We start from the raw sequence: 14821 nt of genomic DNA on the forward strand, positions 1-14821 counted from the left end.
ACCGCTTTACCGCTCCCGGGGCGGCCGCTCAGGCGCGCCCGGCCAGGCTACTGAGCCAGTCTGCCAGCCGTGTGTGACAGTCTTTGGCGGCGTCTCGCGGAGCATGGGAACAGGCAAATCCGTGTTCCTCGGCGTCGTAGTGGCGGTAGTTCAGCGCCACACCGGCCTGCTCCAGCCGGTCTTTCAGTGCCCGCCCCTCGTCTAGCAGGGGGTCTTTACCGGCGGTGACCAGGATCGATGGTGGCAGGCTTTCCAGCGCGGGGCTGAGCAGGGGGCGAGTGCTGACAGCCTCGCCGGCCGGGTCGGCGGGCCCGAGATAGGTATCCCAGAACCAGCGCATCAGGTTGGCGGTGAGGACCTGCCCGGTGGCACGGGTGCGATAGGAGTCGTAACCGGCGCTGTAGTGGTCGGTCACCGGGTAGATCAATAACAGGCCCGCCAGGATCTCGCGCTGCGCATCGGACAGGGCCAGGGCGGTGCAGAGGGCGAGATTGCCCCCCGCGCTGTCGCCGCCCAACACCAACTGGCCGTTACTGGGGCCGCATTCGTCGGGGTGGCCGGCGATCCAGCGGGTGGCGGCCAGGCAATCCGCGGGTGCCGCCGGAAAGGGGTGCTCCGGTGCCAGGCGGTAGTCCACCGACACCACGCTGCACCCGGAAAGCTCACACAGGCGCTGGCAGAAGGGCTGGTGGCTGGCGAGGTCGCCGATGACCCAGCCGCCGCCGTGGAAGTACACCAGCAAGGGGTGCTCTGCACCCCGCTCGCCCGGGTAGATGCGGATATTGACCGGTGGCGAGAGCGGCAGTTGGCGCTCGCTGTAGCGCGGGGTGGGCAGGGCGCCGCGCCAGGCGTGCACGCTGCTGAAACGGTAATACTGGCGCAGGATCAGGGCCTTCAGGCGTTGCAGCACGTCGAGTGTCCCCCTATCACCTGAGCGCGGCTGTCGCGTGCCGTTCGAGGCCCGGGACCCTCAATCGAACGCCGCCCCCTCGGGCAGTTGGCGGTACCACTTCACCCCGTTGTCATCCAGCTCGCAACTGGCCTGGCGCCGGCGCAGCAGGCAATTGAGGTGGGCCATGGTCTCGCCCGTGGCGAGACCGAAGTTATGACCGTCCAGGGTACGGTTGAACAGGGCGGGGAAACAGTCCACCGCCCGGCGCGGTTCGCTGAGGTGGTCGTAAAGTGCTGACAGGTCGCGCTTGTGCGACTCGATGATCTGGGTCAGGCGGGTGTGCAGGCCATAGAAGGGAGCCTCGTGGGCCGGTAGCACCAGCAGGTCGTCGGGCAGGATGGAGCGGATCCGGTTGCTGGAGGCGAGCCACTCCGATAGCGGGTCTCCATGGGGTTCATTGGGGAACACGCTGACGTTTGGGGTGATCTTGGGCAGCACCTGGTCCCCGGATATCAGCAACTTGAGCGCCGGGCAGTAGAGGCAGGCGTGCTCGGGCGAGTGGCCGCTGCCGACGATGACCTGCCAGTAGCGGTCACCAATGGTCAGGGTTTCACGGTCTACCAGCCGGCGATAGCTGTCGGGCAAGGTGTAAACCGCCGAACCGAATCCGCCGAAACGATCCCGGTACTCCTGCAGTTGCTCTTCGTTGTAGCCGGCCTGGTGATAGAAGCGGATGGCCACTTCCGGCGCCTTGCGGCCGGTGTCGCCCACCATGGCGCGGCACATCAGGAACTCTTCCCGGGTCATCCACAGCTCGCAACCGAACTGTTCCACCAGCCAGCCCGCCAGGCCGACGTGGTCGGGGTGCATGTGGGTGCAGATTACACGGGTGACGGGCTTGCCACCCATGAAACCACTGAATAGCTGTTCCCAGGTGGCGCGGGCGTCCGGCAGGTTCAGGCAGGTGTCGACTACGGTCCAGCCGTCGCCGTCTTCCAGCAGCCAGATGTTGATGTGGTCCAGCGACATCGGCATGGCAAAGCGGGTCCAGTAGACCCCGGGGGCGATTTCCTCCGGCTGGCCGGGAGTCGGGTTTGCATGGCGGCCGTAGGGGTAGGTGAGGCCGCGGAAGGTTTCTGGCTGGTCGCTGGGCATGCCGTGGAGTCCGCGTTGTCTGGGGGCGGTAATGTTGGGGGCTGGCGCGCCATCTGTCTACCCCGGCGCCGGCGGTCGCCGGAGCGCATCCGCCCCCGGTTCAATTAACCGATGCTGCGCTCACTGTCCTGCCAGTAGCTGGCGCGCACTGCTTTCTTGTCGGGTTTGCCCACCGGTGTGAGGGGAATGCCGGCGACAAAATTCACGCTTTTGGGCGCCTGTACCGAACCCTTGGCGGCCTTGACGTGCTGGATCAGTTCCTCGGCCAGGCTGTCGCTGGCTGCCGAGTCGGGCTTGAGCACCACCACCGCCTTGACCGCCTCTCCCCAGCGTTCGTCGGGCACGCCGATCACGACCACCTGGGCAACGGCAGGGTGGTTGGAAAGCGAATCCTCCACCTCCCGCGGGTACACGTTGAAACCGCCGGTGACAATCATGTCCTTGGTGCGATCGACGATGTAGAGAAAGCCGTCCTCGTCGAGCCGGCCGACGTCACCGGTATGCAGCCAGCCGCCGGCGAAGGCTTCGGCGGTCTGCTCCGGCATGTCCTTGTAGCCCTTCATCAGCAGTGGGCCGCGGACACAGATTTCCCCCGGCTCTCCGGGGGCCACGGGTTGCCCATCGCTGTCGAGCAGGGCGAAGTGAATCCACGGTGAGGGCCGCCCGCAGGACGCCAGGCGTTCGGGCCGGGCCAGGTCGTGGTCACCCTTGCGCATGTTGGCGATGACCATGGGCGCCTCGGACTGGCCGAAGAACTGGTAGAAAACCTGTCCCCACTTCTCCAGGCCTTCCTGCAGCCGCGCCGGACTCATCGGCGACGCACCGTAGAAGATGGTCTCCATGCTGGACATATCTGCCGTCGCGGAGCGCGGCGAATCGAGCAGGAAATAGAGCATGACCGGCACCAGCATGGTCGCGGTAATGCGGTGCTGCTCCACCATGTCGAAGAATCCGTCGGGGCTGAATCCCTGCATCACGTAGAAGGCGCCGCCCTTTTGCAGCACCGGAATGAAAAAGGCGGCCGCCGCGTGGGACAGGGGGGTGGCGATCAGCATGCGCAGTTCCTGCGGGAACTCCCACTCCGCCAGCTGGATCTGGGTCATGTAGGCGGTGGTGCGGTAGGCGCTGGTGACCCCCTTGGGTTTGCCCGTGGTGCCGCCGGTGAAGTTGATAGACGCGGTGTCTTCCGGGTCTACCTCTGGCGCCACCAGCGGTTGTGGCGCGAATGTCTCCGCCAGGGCCAGATAGTCATCACCGATGTCTGAGGGGCCAAAGGAGAGCAGTTTCAGTGCGGGAATCCGTTCCTTGAGGGCCGCTGCAACCGGGCCGAAGGCACCCGGGTCGAACACCAGGGCGTCGATTTCCGCCGCCTGCAGCACATAGGCGTGGTCCTCCAGCGAGCCCAGCGGGTGCAGCGGCGTGCCGATGCAGCCGGTGAGTTGCATGGCGGCGATGTTCGACAGTACCTCAGGCCGGTTGCTGGAGATCACCGCCACCCGGCTGCCCTGGCCGAGGCCGCTGGCCTTCAGCGCCTGGACCAGCTGGCTGGTTTGCTCGCGCACCTCGCGGTAACTCGCCACCTTGTCGCCCAGGTACAGGCAGGGCTCGTCGTTGTAACGGTTGAGGCCTTCCACCAGCAGGTGGGGCATCAGAGGCGGGTGGTACAGGGCGTCGGTGCTCATGGTGTCTCCTTTGTTCTTATCGGGGCCCGGCCGCTGGCTCGGCGACGAAGGGTGTCTCGCAGCTGTCTTGCGATTCTAGGGACGCAATCTGGCAGGCAACAGGGACAAAGAGGCCAGAATCCACTGGCCATTCAGCACACCCGGCCCGGGCTGGCTGTGTTTCAGCCGGTTTTTTCCACACCCAGCCCCCGGCGCAGTACCGCCAGCATATCCGCCATTTCCCGCTGGTGGATCTGGGTGTGGGCAAACACGCTGGAGCCGTGAAAGGTTCCGGGGTAGTTGTGGATCTCGCAGGGTACTCCCGCCCGCAGCAGACGCATGCCGTAGTCGAGCCCCTCGTCGCGCAGGGGGTCGAATTCCATGGTGGAGATATAGGTGGGGGGCAGGCCGCCGAGGTCAGCGGCGCGGGCAGGCGCCGCGTAAGCCGGTACGTTGTCGGCACCTGCCTTCAGGGTGTCACCCAGGTAGTACTTCCAGCTGGCTTCCGCCTTGCCGCGGTCCCACACCGGGGTATCGGTGAACTGCTGCATGCTGGGGCTGTCCAGGCGGTCGTCCAGCACCGGAATCCCCAGCAACTGGAAACACAGGGCGGGGCCCTGCTCGTCCCGGGCGCGCAGGGCGCAGGCCGCGGCCAGGCAAGCCCCGGCGCTCTGGCCGCCGATGCCCAGGCGCGCCGGGTCCAGGCCGAGTTCTGCGGCTTGCCCGGCGGTCCACAGCAGGGCGGCGTAACAGTCTTCCAGGGGGCCGGGGAAGGCGGTTTCCGGTGCCAGGCGGTAGTCCACCGATACAATGACAATGCCGAGGGCGCGACACAGGTTGACGCAGATGCCGTGCTCGCTGTCGGTGCTACCGAGGACGAATCCGCCGCCATGGATATAGACCAGGCCGGGCAACGGGCCGCTGGCCCCCGCCGGGTGATAAACGCGCACTGCCACCTCGGGGGCGCCGTCAAGTCCGGGCACAGTGCGGTCGGCGAACTCAACGCCGCTGGTATCCAGTTCGGCAATCATGGCCGCGGTGGCGCCGGCGAAGGCGGCGCGGGCGGCAGCGGGGTCGGCGACGTCCACCGGCGGCATGAATTCCAGCAGGGGGGCGATTTCGGGGTCGAAGCGGTAGGTCATAGTGTCGAGCCTTTTGGTTTTATTAAGTAAAAAGTGTCGAGCCTTTGGGTTTTATTAAGTGCGAGGAGCAAAGCATATCGACTGCCGGTGCGATGTGTAGCGCATCAGGTACAACAATGGATACCTGCGGCCCCCGATTGCAACTCAGTCGAGGGTCTTGCGGAAGCGGGCGGTGGCCAGGCCGAGGCCTAGCACGGTGAAGCCCCCCAGCCACAGCAGTTCTCCGCCGAGCAGGTGAGTTTCTGCCCCCCGCAATACCACAGCTCGCACCAGGCGGATGTAGTGGGTCGCGGGGAAGGCCTCGGCAATCCATTGTGCTGCGAGGGGCATCGCCTCGTAGGGAAACATGAAACCGCTGAGCAGGATCGAGGGCAGCAGGATGAAGATCGTGAGCTGCATTGCCTGCAGCTGGGAGCGGGCCACGGTGGAGATGATCAGCCCGAGGGTCAGGCTGGCGGCGATAAAGGCGAGGGTGGAGACCGCCAGCGCTGCCAGGCCGCCGGCAAAGGGCACCCGGAAAATCACGTGCCCCAGCCCGAGGATGATGGCCACCTGTACCAACCCGACCAGGATATAGGGCACGAGCTTGCCCACCATGAGTTCCAGCGGATGGATGGGGGTGGTGATCAACAATTCCATGTTGCCCAGTTCCCGCTCCCGCACCAATGCCAGGGCGGTGAACAGGATCATGGTCATGGTCAACACGATGGCCGTCAGGCCGGGCACGATGTTCACTGCGGAGCGCCGCTCCGGGTTGAAGAACAGGCTCACCTCGAAGCTCGGGTTCCCCCTCTGGTAGGCTCCCGCCGGGGCGCCGGCGCTGAGTTGCAGCGGCATGCTGCGCAGGGACAGCAGCGCCTGACTGATGGTGGTGTCCGAGCCATCCACCAGCCACTGGCCCACGGTGTCACCGCTGGCGATGCGCCGTGGCAGGTCCCGGGGAAACAGCAGTACTGCCCGCACGGCGCCGGCAATCACTGCCTGCTCAGCCTCCTGCGGAGTGTCGTAGTGGTCGATGATGTCGACCACCTGGGTTACCCGTACCTGCTCGGTGATCACCCGCGCCGCGGCGCTGTTACTGAGATCGACAATGCCAATGGGAACGTGACGGACCTCGGTGTTGATGGCGTAGCCGAATAGCAGCAACTGGACCAGCGGAATCATGACCACCATGCCAAAGCTGATCCGGTCGCGCGATAGCTGCAGGAATTCCTTCTGGGTGACGGCGAGGATACGCACCAGGCTTTTCATGCCGGTCCTCCCTTTGCGGTCGCTGCCATGAATACGTCTTCGAGGTTGGGGCGTGCCAGGGTCCGCTCGAGAGCCCTGCCCGGACCGGCGAGGCGGTCGAGACACTGGAGCGGATCCTCCACCTCAGGTGTCATCAGTACCCGCAGGCGGTTGCCCTGCTGGGCGGCGGAGATAATCTCCGGTTGGGTAACCAGAATTTCCCGCAGCGGGCGCAGGGACTCGCCGCTGACTTCAACGACCCGGCCTTCCAGCGCACTCATCAGGGCCTGGGGGGTATCGTCGCGCCGTATCCGGCCGCGCTCGAGAATGGCCAGCTGGTGGCAGCGCTCGGCCTCATCCATGTAGTGGGTGGACACCAGTATGGTCGTGCCGGCCGCACTCAGGTCAAACAGCTTTTCCCAGAAGTCGCGGCGGTTTTCCGGATCCACGGCGGAGGTCGGTTCGTCGAGGAATAGCAGGGTCGGCTCGTGCAGGGTCGCCACGGCCAGGGCCACCCGCTGGCGCTGGCCGCCACTCATGGCGTCGAGCCTTCGGTCGCGCAGTTCCTGCAGGGAAAACTGTGCCAGTACTGCCTCGATACGACCCTTGCGGCGGCTGCGAGGCAGGCCGTAGATGCTGGCCATGAAGCGCAGGTTCTCCAGTGTGCTGAGGTCGGTGAACAGGGAAAATTTCTGGGTCATGTAGCCGATCTCACGGCGTAAAAGCTCGGCCTGACGGGGAATCGGGTGGCCCAGCACGGTCACTTCCCCGGCGCTGGGTGTGAGCAGGCCGCACAGCATGCGGATGGCGGTAGTCTTGCCGGAGCCGTTCGGTCCCAGAAACCCGAAAATGCGTCCGCGCTCGATCTGCAGGTCGATGGCGTCGACGGCGGTGAGGTCACCGAACAGGCGGGTCAGGCCCTGCGCTTTTATCGCGAGTTCAGTCACCGCTGAGCATGACCTGTACCGGTATGCCGGTCGGCAGTTCGTCGCCGTCTACCAGGTCGAACTCCGCCATATAGACCAGCCGGGAACGGTCGCTCGCGTTCAGTGCATAGTAGGGCGTAAAGGCCGGGTCGGTAGCGATCCAGCGCAGGTGGCTCGTGAAGGGGGTTTCGATACCATCCACGTGGACTGTGAACTCCATCCCCGGTTGCAGGTGTGCGCGGTGTTTTTCCGGCACATACACCCGGGCGAAGGGTTTATTGTTGGCCAGCATGATCGCCAGGGTCGCGCCCTGGGGAACACGCTCACCGACATTCCACGGCAGGCTGTCGAGCCAGGCGTCGCGGGTCGCGGTGACGCTCAGTTCCTGCAGGTAGTGTTCCTGCAGGGCCAGCTCTGCCTGGGCGGCTTCGAGTTCCGCCGCGCCCTGCTCCAGTTGCTCCGGGCGGGTGCCATTGGTCAGGCGCAGCAGCTGCTCCCGGGCCGAATCCAGGGCGGCTTCCGCGGCATCGCGATTGGCGCGGGCGGTATCGACGCTGGCCTGCGCTGCCAGCTTTTGCTCGACCAGTTTGCGGGCCCGCTGGTAGTTCGCTTCGGCATCAACCAGGGTGGCGCGGGCACCGGATACCTGGGCTGTGGCTGCGGCGATATCTTCCTTGCGGGCGCCGTTGCGCAACTCGGTCATACGCGCTGCCGCGCGTGCCGCCTCTGCTTTTGCCCGGGCCACCACGGCCTGCTGGTTGCGGGCGTCGAGTTGCACCAGGAGTTGGCCAGCCGCTACCGGTTGGCCCTCCTGCAGGGGTTGTGCAGTGATGATTTCACTGGCGGTAGCGCGCAGGATGATGCGGTCGCGCTCGAGCGTACCCAGGGCCTGGTCGGGCGCTTCATTGCCGCAGGCGGCGAGGAGCAGAATCCACAGTCCCCACAGGTAGGGGCGCAGCAGTCGGACTGGGCGTGGCATGCGGTGACTCCGGGCGACAGGTACCCGGAGTTATAACACTGTCGTGAAGGGGTGCAAGTGCCAGGGCTGGCACCTGCACCTGCGGACTTCAGGCCATGGCGGGTTCGCGCGCCGGAACGTAGCGCGCCCGTGGGCGGATCAGGCGCGATTCGCGGCTGAATTCGAGGTAGTGGGCGATATACCCATAAACCCTGGCCATGGCGAACATTGCCGTGAAGAAGTGGGTCGGCAGGCCGAGGTTGTGGAACACCGCGCCCTTGTAGAACTCCACGTTGGCCCAGATTTCCTTGCCGCGCGTGGCGAACTCCTGCTGGCAGGCCTGCTCCACGGCGATCAGGGTGTCCAGCAGCCGGCGGCTGTCGGGGTCATTGCACAGGTTCATGGCCATGGGTTTGAGCAGTTTGGCACGGGGGTCGACGGTGCGATACTCCCGGTGCCCCATGCCCATGATCTTGGTTTTCTCCGCCAGGCACTGGGCTACGTAGGCAGCTGCCTTTTCCGGAGCGCCGATGGACTGGGCCATTTCCAGCGCGGCCTGGTCGGCGCCACCGTGCAGGCGGCCGTACAGGGTGCCGATCGACGCGGAAATCACCGATTGAATGGGCGCCAGGGTGCTGGCGCAGACGCGACCGGCGAAAGTGCCCGCATTGAAGCTGTGCTCCATCTGCAGGATCTGGGTGGCGTCGAGTATGCGGACCGCATCGGCGTCGGGCACCTGGCCGTGGAGCAGGGTCAGGAAGTGCTGGTGGAAGTTGTCGTCCGGCCCGCCGCCCAGGGGCGACAGGCCCTGCTCGCGGCGGTACCAGGCGGCGATCAGCGCGGAGATCTTGGCTGCAATGACCAGGCCGTGCTCCGCATCCAGGCCAACCCCCAGGGTCTCGGCTTCGGGTAGCTCGATCAGCGGTACCATCCCCTGCAGCATGAGCATGGGGTGGAGGTGTTGGGGCAGGAGCTTCAGCACCTGCCGCTCCTCCAGGGTCAGCCGGGCGTGCTGGCAAAGAAAACGGTTGAGCTGGGCCTGGCGGGCCGCATCCGGGGTCTCCCCGAACAGCACCAGCCAGACCACTTCGGCGAAGGGGCGCTCTGCCAGGTCCACGATATCCACGCCGCGGTAGCTCAGGCGGCCGGCCGCGCCGTCCACGTCGGAGATGGCGGTCTCCCCCACGATGACCCCGGCGAGATCAAAGGATTCCAGGTTTTCGTTATCAGTCATGTCGATTCCTCCCTGTGCGGGCGAGCAGTATACGAACCTGCGAGAAATCAGTAGAGTTAAAGTAACTGATTAAACTATAAGTGAAACTAATATGAGGCTGGAGAACGCCGAGTTGCGCGCCTTTCGCGCGGTGGTCGAGGAGGGGGGCTTTCGCCGGGCAGCGGAGGCCCTCCACCTCAGTCAGTCCGCGATCAGCCAGGCGGTGGCAGGGCTGGAGAGCAAGCTGGGCCTGCCGCTGGTACAGCGGGGCAAATCGCTGACCCTGAGCGATGCCGGGCGCCGGGTGTTCGACCACGCGGTGGAGGTGCTGGGCCGGGAGCAGCAGACCCTGGAGGAGCTCGCGCGGCTGCGGGACGGCTCGCGGGAGAGCCTGAGCCTGGCCTTCAGTGCTTCGATCAACTACTTCCATGCCCAGGAGTTAATAAGCGCTTACTACGCCCTGAATCCTTCTGTGACAATGCGTGTGCAGGAGCTACCCAGCCGCAGCATGATCTATGCGGTGCTGGGTGGTCAGGTGGAACTGGGCCTGGGGCCGTTCCAGAAGCAGATGTCGGCCTTTCACACCGTTCCCCTGTACCAGGACACCCGGCACCTGGTGGTTAGCCCCCAGCACCCCGCATTCGAGGCGATGGTGGCCGGGGATGCGGGCGCACTGCGGCGCACGCCACTGATCGCCTCGGCCCTGGACAACCCCGAGATGCGGCCTTCCATCCAGCGCCTGAGGGACCAGTTCAGTACTGTGTGGGAGGTCAGCAGCCTGACACTGCGCATCCACATGGTGGCGCAGGGTATGGGGGTGACCTTTCTCGACCGACGGCTGCTGGACGAGCACCCCCGCTGCCGGGCGCTGCACATCATGGACGACCTGTCCTTCGGACGCATCGACAAGCGGGTAGGTCTGTATTACCGGGCCAACCGTACTCTCAGTGACAGTGCGCGTGAATTCATCACATTGTGTGAACAGCACTGGCAACTGTAGAGTAGTTGTTCGACATCGGAGGTATCGGGGTGACAGTCAGTCTTCGCAACAGCAACGTGGCCAGGCTGAAAGAGCAGGCCTTCGATGTCCTGATTGTCGGCGGTGGGATCAATGGTGCGGTTTCAGCGGCGGCACTCGCCGGTCGCGGGGTAAAAGTTGCCCTCATCGACCGCGGCGACTTTGCCGGTGGCGTCAGTTCCAACTCTTCCAACCTCGCCTGGGGCGGTATCAAGTACCTGGAGAGCCACGAGTACCTGCTGGTCAACAAGCTGTGTAAGTCGCGCAACGAACTGATGCGCGCCTACCCCTCCACGGTGAAGGAAATTCGCTTCTTCACCACTATTCACAAGGGTTTCCGTTTCTGGTCATTCTTCGTCTTTCTCGGCAGTGTTCTGTACTGGATCATGGGGCGCTTCGTGACCCGGGCGCCGCGTTACCTGACCGCGCGCTATATCGAGGAGCAGGAGCCGGAGATCAATACTGAAAAGGCTGCTGGCGGGCTGGAGTACAGTGATTGCTATCTCTATGACAACGACGCGCGCTTTGTTTTCAACTTTATTCGCAAGAGCCTCAATTATGGCTGTGTGGCGGCTAACTACGTCGAGTCTCTGGGCTCGGTGTTCGAAAACGGGGAATGGCGAACCGAAGCGCGGGACCTGGAAAGCGACGAGACCTTCACGATTCGCTCGCGGGTGATGATCAACGCGGCCGGCCCCTATGTCGACGAACTCAACGTGCGCAATAACATTACGACCCGCCACCATCACCTGTTTTCCAAGGGTATTCACCTGATCGTTGATCGCATCACCGACAATCGCCGGGTGCTGACCTTTTTCGCCAGTGACGGCCGGCTGTTCTTCCTGATTCCCATGGGCCCGAAGACCTGCATTGGTACCACCGACACCCAGGTCGACAGTCCGCGGGTCGCGGTGACCGACGAAGACCGGGACTTCGTCCTGGAGAATGCCAATGCGCTATTGGACCTGCCGCGCCCCCTGACGCGGGGCGATGTGATTGCAGAACGGGTAGGTGTGCGCCCGCTGGCCATCGCCGGTTCCGAGGGTGTGGCCGACTGGGTACAGCTTTCGCGCAAGCATGAAATCGAGGTGGACGAGGCGCGGCGCCACCTGAGTATTTTTGGCGGCAAGCTGACGGACTGCCTCAATGTCGGCAATGAAATCACCGAGTTGGTGGGTGACCTGGGTATCGAGGTGCCCGAGCCGGGCCGGCGCTGGTACGGCGAGCCTGGGCCGGACCTGCACGCGGAATTCCTGATGCAGGCCGAACTGATGAACCTCGACGCCATGACCGATCCGAGTTCCCCTGAGCCCCTGTCCGAACGTTTTTGGCGGCGCTACGGGGAAGCCGCTTTCGGGCTGCTGGAACGCATTCGCGAAGACGCCGGACAGGCGAAGCTGTTGATTCGCCGCGCCGAGTACACCCGCTGCGAAATCGAACTGGCGGCGCGTCGGGAAATGATCGTCAAACTGGAAGACTTCATGCGCCGCCGTTCCAAGATCGACCTGGTGGTGCGGCATGAGGAAATTGTCGATGCTCCGGGCCTGGTAGAAGCCTGCGATATTCTGTTCGGCGAGCGGGGTGAGGAAAAGCTCGCTGAATACCTGGCGGGTTTCAGCCCGCGCTGAATTCACTGCTCATCAGCTGCCTTACCACTCCGGCGCGCTCCGCCGGTGACAGGGTCACGACCTGTGAGACCAGTTGTCCCATTTCTTCCGGGAAGATGATCTCGTCCCGGCCCTCCATCAGGCCCCCGACGATGAGCTTGCCGGCCTCTTCTGCGCTAATGGCGGACGAGGAGTCGAAAGCGTTGCCCTCGATCATGCCCGTGGCGACAAAGCCCGGGTAAATACCGGTGACACCAACCGGGTTCTCCAGCAGTTCGGCGCGCAAGCCATCCACCATCATGCGGGCGCCGGCCTTGCTGGCGTTGTAGGCGTGCTCGAAGGGACAGCCGGCAAAGGCGCCCAGGCTGGAAACCACGGCAAATCGCCCGTTGCCCCGCGCCATCATCTGTGGAAGCAGTCGCGCGGCGAATACGTAGTTGGCGGTCAGGTTGGTATCGATCTGTGTCCTGGCGATGCGCCAGTCAAAGGATTCGATGCGCTGGGGTGTGTCGAGGCCGGCATTGAGGATGACGAGATCGATGTCGGGATGCTCTTTCATTACCTGCTGCAGTAGCGTGTCCAGATTCTCGAAGTCGGTGACGTCGATAAAATACGGGGTAACATTGACCTGCCCGTTGAGCTCGGCGATCAATTGTTCCATTGGCTCCCGCGAGCGGTTTATGGCGATCAGTTCGACGCCCTGTGCGGCCAGTTGTTTGGCAACAGCTGCGCCGATGCCGCGTCCGCAACCGGTAATGAGGGCCTTGCTGCAAGTTTCCATCGGTGTTTCCCCGCCTGCCTGGGTGTGTGAGAGCTCACAGGGAGTATAGGTGGGGCGGGGGGCAGGAACTGTCGGCTCCCGGACAGAACCGATGCGTCAGTCGCCGGCAATGCCCAGCAGTGCTTCCCGCAACTCGGGACGGCTGGTGGCGGGCGACAGCCAGATGGCCAGGAACTGTGGCCCGAAGGCTGCATCCGGCATTTCCCCCAACAGGTCGTTGTTGAAGTAGAAACGGCTGCTGGTCTCGTCCAGCACCAGTGACAGGGTGTCGCCTTCCTGCACGTCGGGCCACAGGTTCTGCAACTGCGCCAGCCACTGTTCCTGCTGCGGGTGCTTCAGGGAGAGGTGCTCCCACTCGGTGCGGGTTCTGTCCACCAGGTCATCTGCCGTGATATCGCGCAGATAGGTGATTTCAAAGCGTAGCGGACGCGCGTCCGGGTTGTAACTGCCACCCGGGGCGAACAGTCGCGACTGGTAGACAGGCCACAACAACACCTGCAGCCGTGCCTCGCCGACAGGTTGCAGGTCGTCCTCGGTTGCACCTGCTGCACCGTTCGCACACATCGCGCCAAGGGCCGTGGCCAGCAGGCAGGTGCGCAGAAAAAATGACCTGGAGGTGTTCATCGCGTTCCCCCGAGACGGTTACTCACCGCGCAGAGTAAGGGCAGTAATATCATCCATAAAGGTAGCAGCAGCCACAGCGTCTGCGTAGTGCTGAAGCCAAATTCCACTGCCCCGAGTTTTGCCCCAACGAGGTAGTTGCCCGCGGCTGGCGCGCCCAGCAGGCAGGCCAGCAGGGGGCGTCGACACAGGGCGTCCAGGCTGCGGCTCAGGGTGGTGGCAAAGGCGAACCACAGGGCCAGCAGCCACAGGGGAATAGGACCCGGACCTGGAAACTGAAAAACACCGGTCAGGCTGAGTGTGCTGTCGACGGCCGCGCCGATCAGGGCGACCGGCGCCAGCGCAGCGAGTTCCGCTACGGCGGAACGGACCAGCGCGAAGTGCAGAACCAGCAGCAGGGCGGTGACGGGTAACAGGCTGTCGCGACCGAGCACCGCGCACAGCCAGAACAGTTGAAACCACAGGGCGTTAAACCACCAGCGTTCCACCAGGCGGGCGCGCGGGGCGACTGGCTCTACGGTGGTGGTCGGACTGTTGTCGCTCTGGTTCATAGGGGAGCTACGCGGTGAAGCTGATGCCAGATCAGTTTAGCGGGACCTCAGGCCACTACCAGGGCGGTGTTGTTGCGCCGGGTCTCCCACAGGCGTTCGTGAATGTAATAGCCCACGCTATTGACCAGTGGTTCGACAATGGCGATCGCGCCGCCGATGGCCAGGCTGCCGGTCAGTGCGTAGGCCACGGACATAGCGATACAGAAGTGCATCAGGGTAAAGGTAATGGACTTGGTCATGATGGGCTCGCTCCACCGGTTGGGGTTGCTTTTAAATGAGAATATGTCTCATTTGTGGCGGCGGCCAATTGATTTTGTCGAAGCTGGCGTTCGACGGGCCCGTTCGCCACGGGCCCGCCGGGGGGGGCAGCGGCTTCGCTGCTCTGATACCGGCCTTGCGTGGGTGGCGCCCCGCCGCGAAGGTACCTGACCCGCGTGCCCGGTGTGACGCGGACTAGCCTTCGGCGGGTGCCGGTCCGTGTACACCCAGGTAGTGTGAACTCAGCCTGGGGTTTTCCGCCAGCTGGGTGTTGATTTCGTACAGGCGCTCGTAGCGCGTTTCGCGGATCAGCCACTTGCCGTCGACCTTCTCGTAGCTGTCCCAGTAGAGCGCTGTTCCGGTCGTGTGGGACTTGTGCGGCAGGATCCACATGTGATCCGCCAGGTACCAGATGCCGCGGGCCTCGGTGGCGCTGTGGATTTCGATTTCCGGCTGGTGGCCGTTGTGGTGGCCTACAGAGACATTGGTAAAGGCATGCTGGATGTTGTCGAGGTAATTTTGCTTGCCCTCGACCTTCCACTCGTAGTGCCCGCCAATGAAATGCACCAGCACATCGTCGTGGAACAGGGTGGCCAGTTCCTCCAGGTTGGCGGTATCGATACAGCGGAAGTAGGCGTGCTTGAGTTGCTTTATGGCCTCGATGTCCATCAACTGCTGCACGCTCCTGCGCAGATCCTCCAGCCCTCCGTCGCCAGCTTCCAGGGGCAGGCCCCCGGTCATGTTCATGTTTTTCTTGTTGAGTACCTGGCGCTGCTCGCCCATGTCACTGTCCTCTTCTGTTCTTGCG

15 protein-coding genes are annotated in these 14821 nt (G+C 64.1%); 2 read left to right on the plus strand and 13 right to left on the minus strand.

From position 1 onward, the window contains the following. Positions 1 to 28: 28 nt before the first annotated feature. From FV139_RS10515 to FV139_RS10550, 8 genes are all read right to left on the minus strand, one after another. Positions 29 to 910, minus strand: a complete 882-nt coding sequence (locus tag FV139_RS10515; RefSeq protein ID WP_148068380.1) for an alpha/beta hydrolase — start codon at positions 908 to 910, stop codon at positions 29 to 31. 60 nt (positions 911 to 970) lie between these two features. Then, positions 971 to 2047 (minus strand): MBL fold metallo-hydrolase, encoded by a 1077-nt coding sequence (locus FV139_RS10520; RefSeq protein WP_148068381.1) that lies wholly within the window; start codon positions 2045 to 2047, stop codon positions 971 to 973. A gap of 104 nt (positions 2048 to 2151) precedes the next feature. Beyond that, positions 2152 to 3729 (minus strand): AMP-binding protein, encoded by a 1578-nt coding sequence (locus FV139_RS10525; protein ID WP_148068382.1) that lies wholly within the window; start codon positions 3727 to 3729, stop codon positions 2152 to 2154. Positions 3730 to 3890: 161 nt separating this feature from the next. Beyond that, the gene (locus tag FV139_RS10530) at positions 3891 to 4850 is read right to left on the minus strand and encodes an alpha/beta hydrolase (RefSeq protein ID WP_148068383.1); all 960 of its coding nucleotides are present in this window, start codon (positions 4848 to 4850) and stop codon (positions 3891 to 3893) included. Between the two features lie 144 nt (positions 4851 to 4994). Further along, complete coding sequence (locus FV139_RS10535) at positions 4995 to 6101, minus strand: ABC transporter permease (protein ID WP_148068384.1); 1107 nt, start codon at positions 6099 to 6101, stop codon at positions 4995 to 4997. Beyond that, entirely contained in the window at positions 6098 to 7027 is a 930-nt protein-coding gene (locus tag FV139_RS10540) for an ABC transporter ATP-binding protein (RefSeq protein ID WP_148068385.1), read from the minus strand. Before FV139_RS10540 ends, FV139_RS10535 begins: the two co-directional genes overlap by 4 nt. Further along, complete coding sequence (locus tag FV139_RS10545) at positions 7020 to 7985, minus strand: HlyD family secretion protein (RefSeq protein WP_148068386.1); 966 nt, start codon at positions 7983 to 7985, stop codon at positions 7020 to 7022. The genes FV139_RS10540 and FV139_RS10545 overlap by 8 nt, the downstream gene beginning before the upstream one ends. 88 nt (positions 7986 to 8073) lie before the next feature. Continuing rightward, entirely contained in the window at positions 8074 to 9198 is a 1125-nt protein-coding gene (locus tag FV139_RS10550; RefSeq protein WP_148068387.1) for a citrate/2-methylcitrate synthase, read from the minus strand. A 91-nt stretch (positions 9199 to 9289) separates the two neighbouring features. Here FV139_RS10550 and FV139_RS10555 point away from each other — a divergent pair, with 91 nt between their 5' ends. Then, positions 9290 to 10177, plus strand: a complete 888-nt coding sequence (locus FV139_RS10555; RefSeq protein ID WP_148068388.1) for a LysR family transcriptional regulator — start codon at positions 9290 to 9292, stop codon at positions 10175 to 10177. Between the two features lie 29 nt (positions 10178 to 10206). Next, complete coding sequence (locus tag FV139_RS10560) at positions 10207 to 11823, plus strand: glycerol-3-phosphate dehydrogenase/oxidase (RefSeq protein WP_148068389.1); 1617 nt, start codon at positions 10207 to 10209, stop codon at positions 11821 to 11823. On the opposite strand, the gene FV139_RS10565 is transcribed toward FV139_RS10560, so the two are convergent. From FV139_RS10565 to FV139_RS10585, 5 genes are all read right to left on the minus strand, one after another. Next, entirely contained in the window at positions 11810 to 12583 is a 774-nt protein-coding gene (locus tag FV139_RS10565) for an SDR family NAD(P)-dependent oxidoreductase (protein WP_148068390.1), read from the minus strand. The genes FV139_RS10560 and FV139_RS10565 overlap by 14 nt on opposite strands. Before the next feature lie 96 nt (positions 12584 to 12679). After that, complete coding sequence (locus FV139_RS10570) at positions 12680 to 13207, minus strand: chalcone isomerase family protein (protein WP_148068391.1); 528 nt, start codon at positions 13205 to 13207, stop codon at positions 12680 to 12682. Continuing rightward, the gene (locus FV139_RS10575; RefSeq protein ID WP_148068392.1) at positions 13204 to 13755 is read right to left on the minus strand and encodes a DUF2878 domain-containing protein; all 552 of its coding nucleotides are present in this window, start codon (positions 13753 to 13755) and stop codon (positions 13204 to 13206) included. The genes FV139_RS10570 and FV139_RS10575 overlap by 4 nt, the downstream gene beginning before the upstream one ends. Positions 13756 to 13802: 47 nt before the next feature. Beyond that, complete coding sequence (locus tag FV139_RS10580) at positions 13803 to 13994, minus strand: DUF2061 domain-containing protein (protein WP_148068393.1); 192 nt, start codon at positions 13992 to 13994, stop codon at positions 13803 to 13805. A 214-nt stretch (positions 13995 to 14208) separates the two neighbouring features. After that, positions 14209 to 14796, minus strand: a complete 588-nt coding sequence (locus FV139_RS10585; RefSeq protein WP_148068394.1) for a nuclear transport factor 2 family protein — start codon at positions 14794 to 14796, stop codon at positions 14209 to 14211. Between the last annotated feature and the right edge of the window lie 25 nt (positions 14797 to 14821).

The sequence above is a fragment of the Parahaliea maris genome, from assembly GCF_008064665.1.
Taxonomy (GTDB): domain Bacteria; phylum Pseudomonadota; class Gammaproteobacteria; order Pseudomonadales; family Halieaceae; genus Parahaliea; species Parahaliea maris.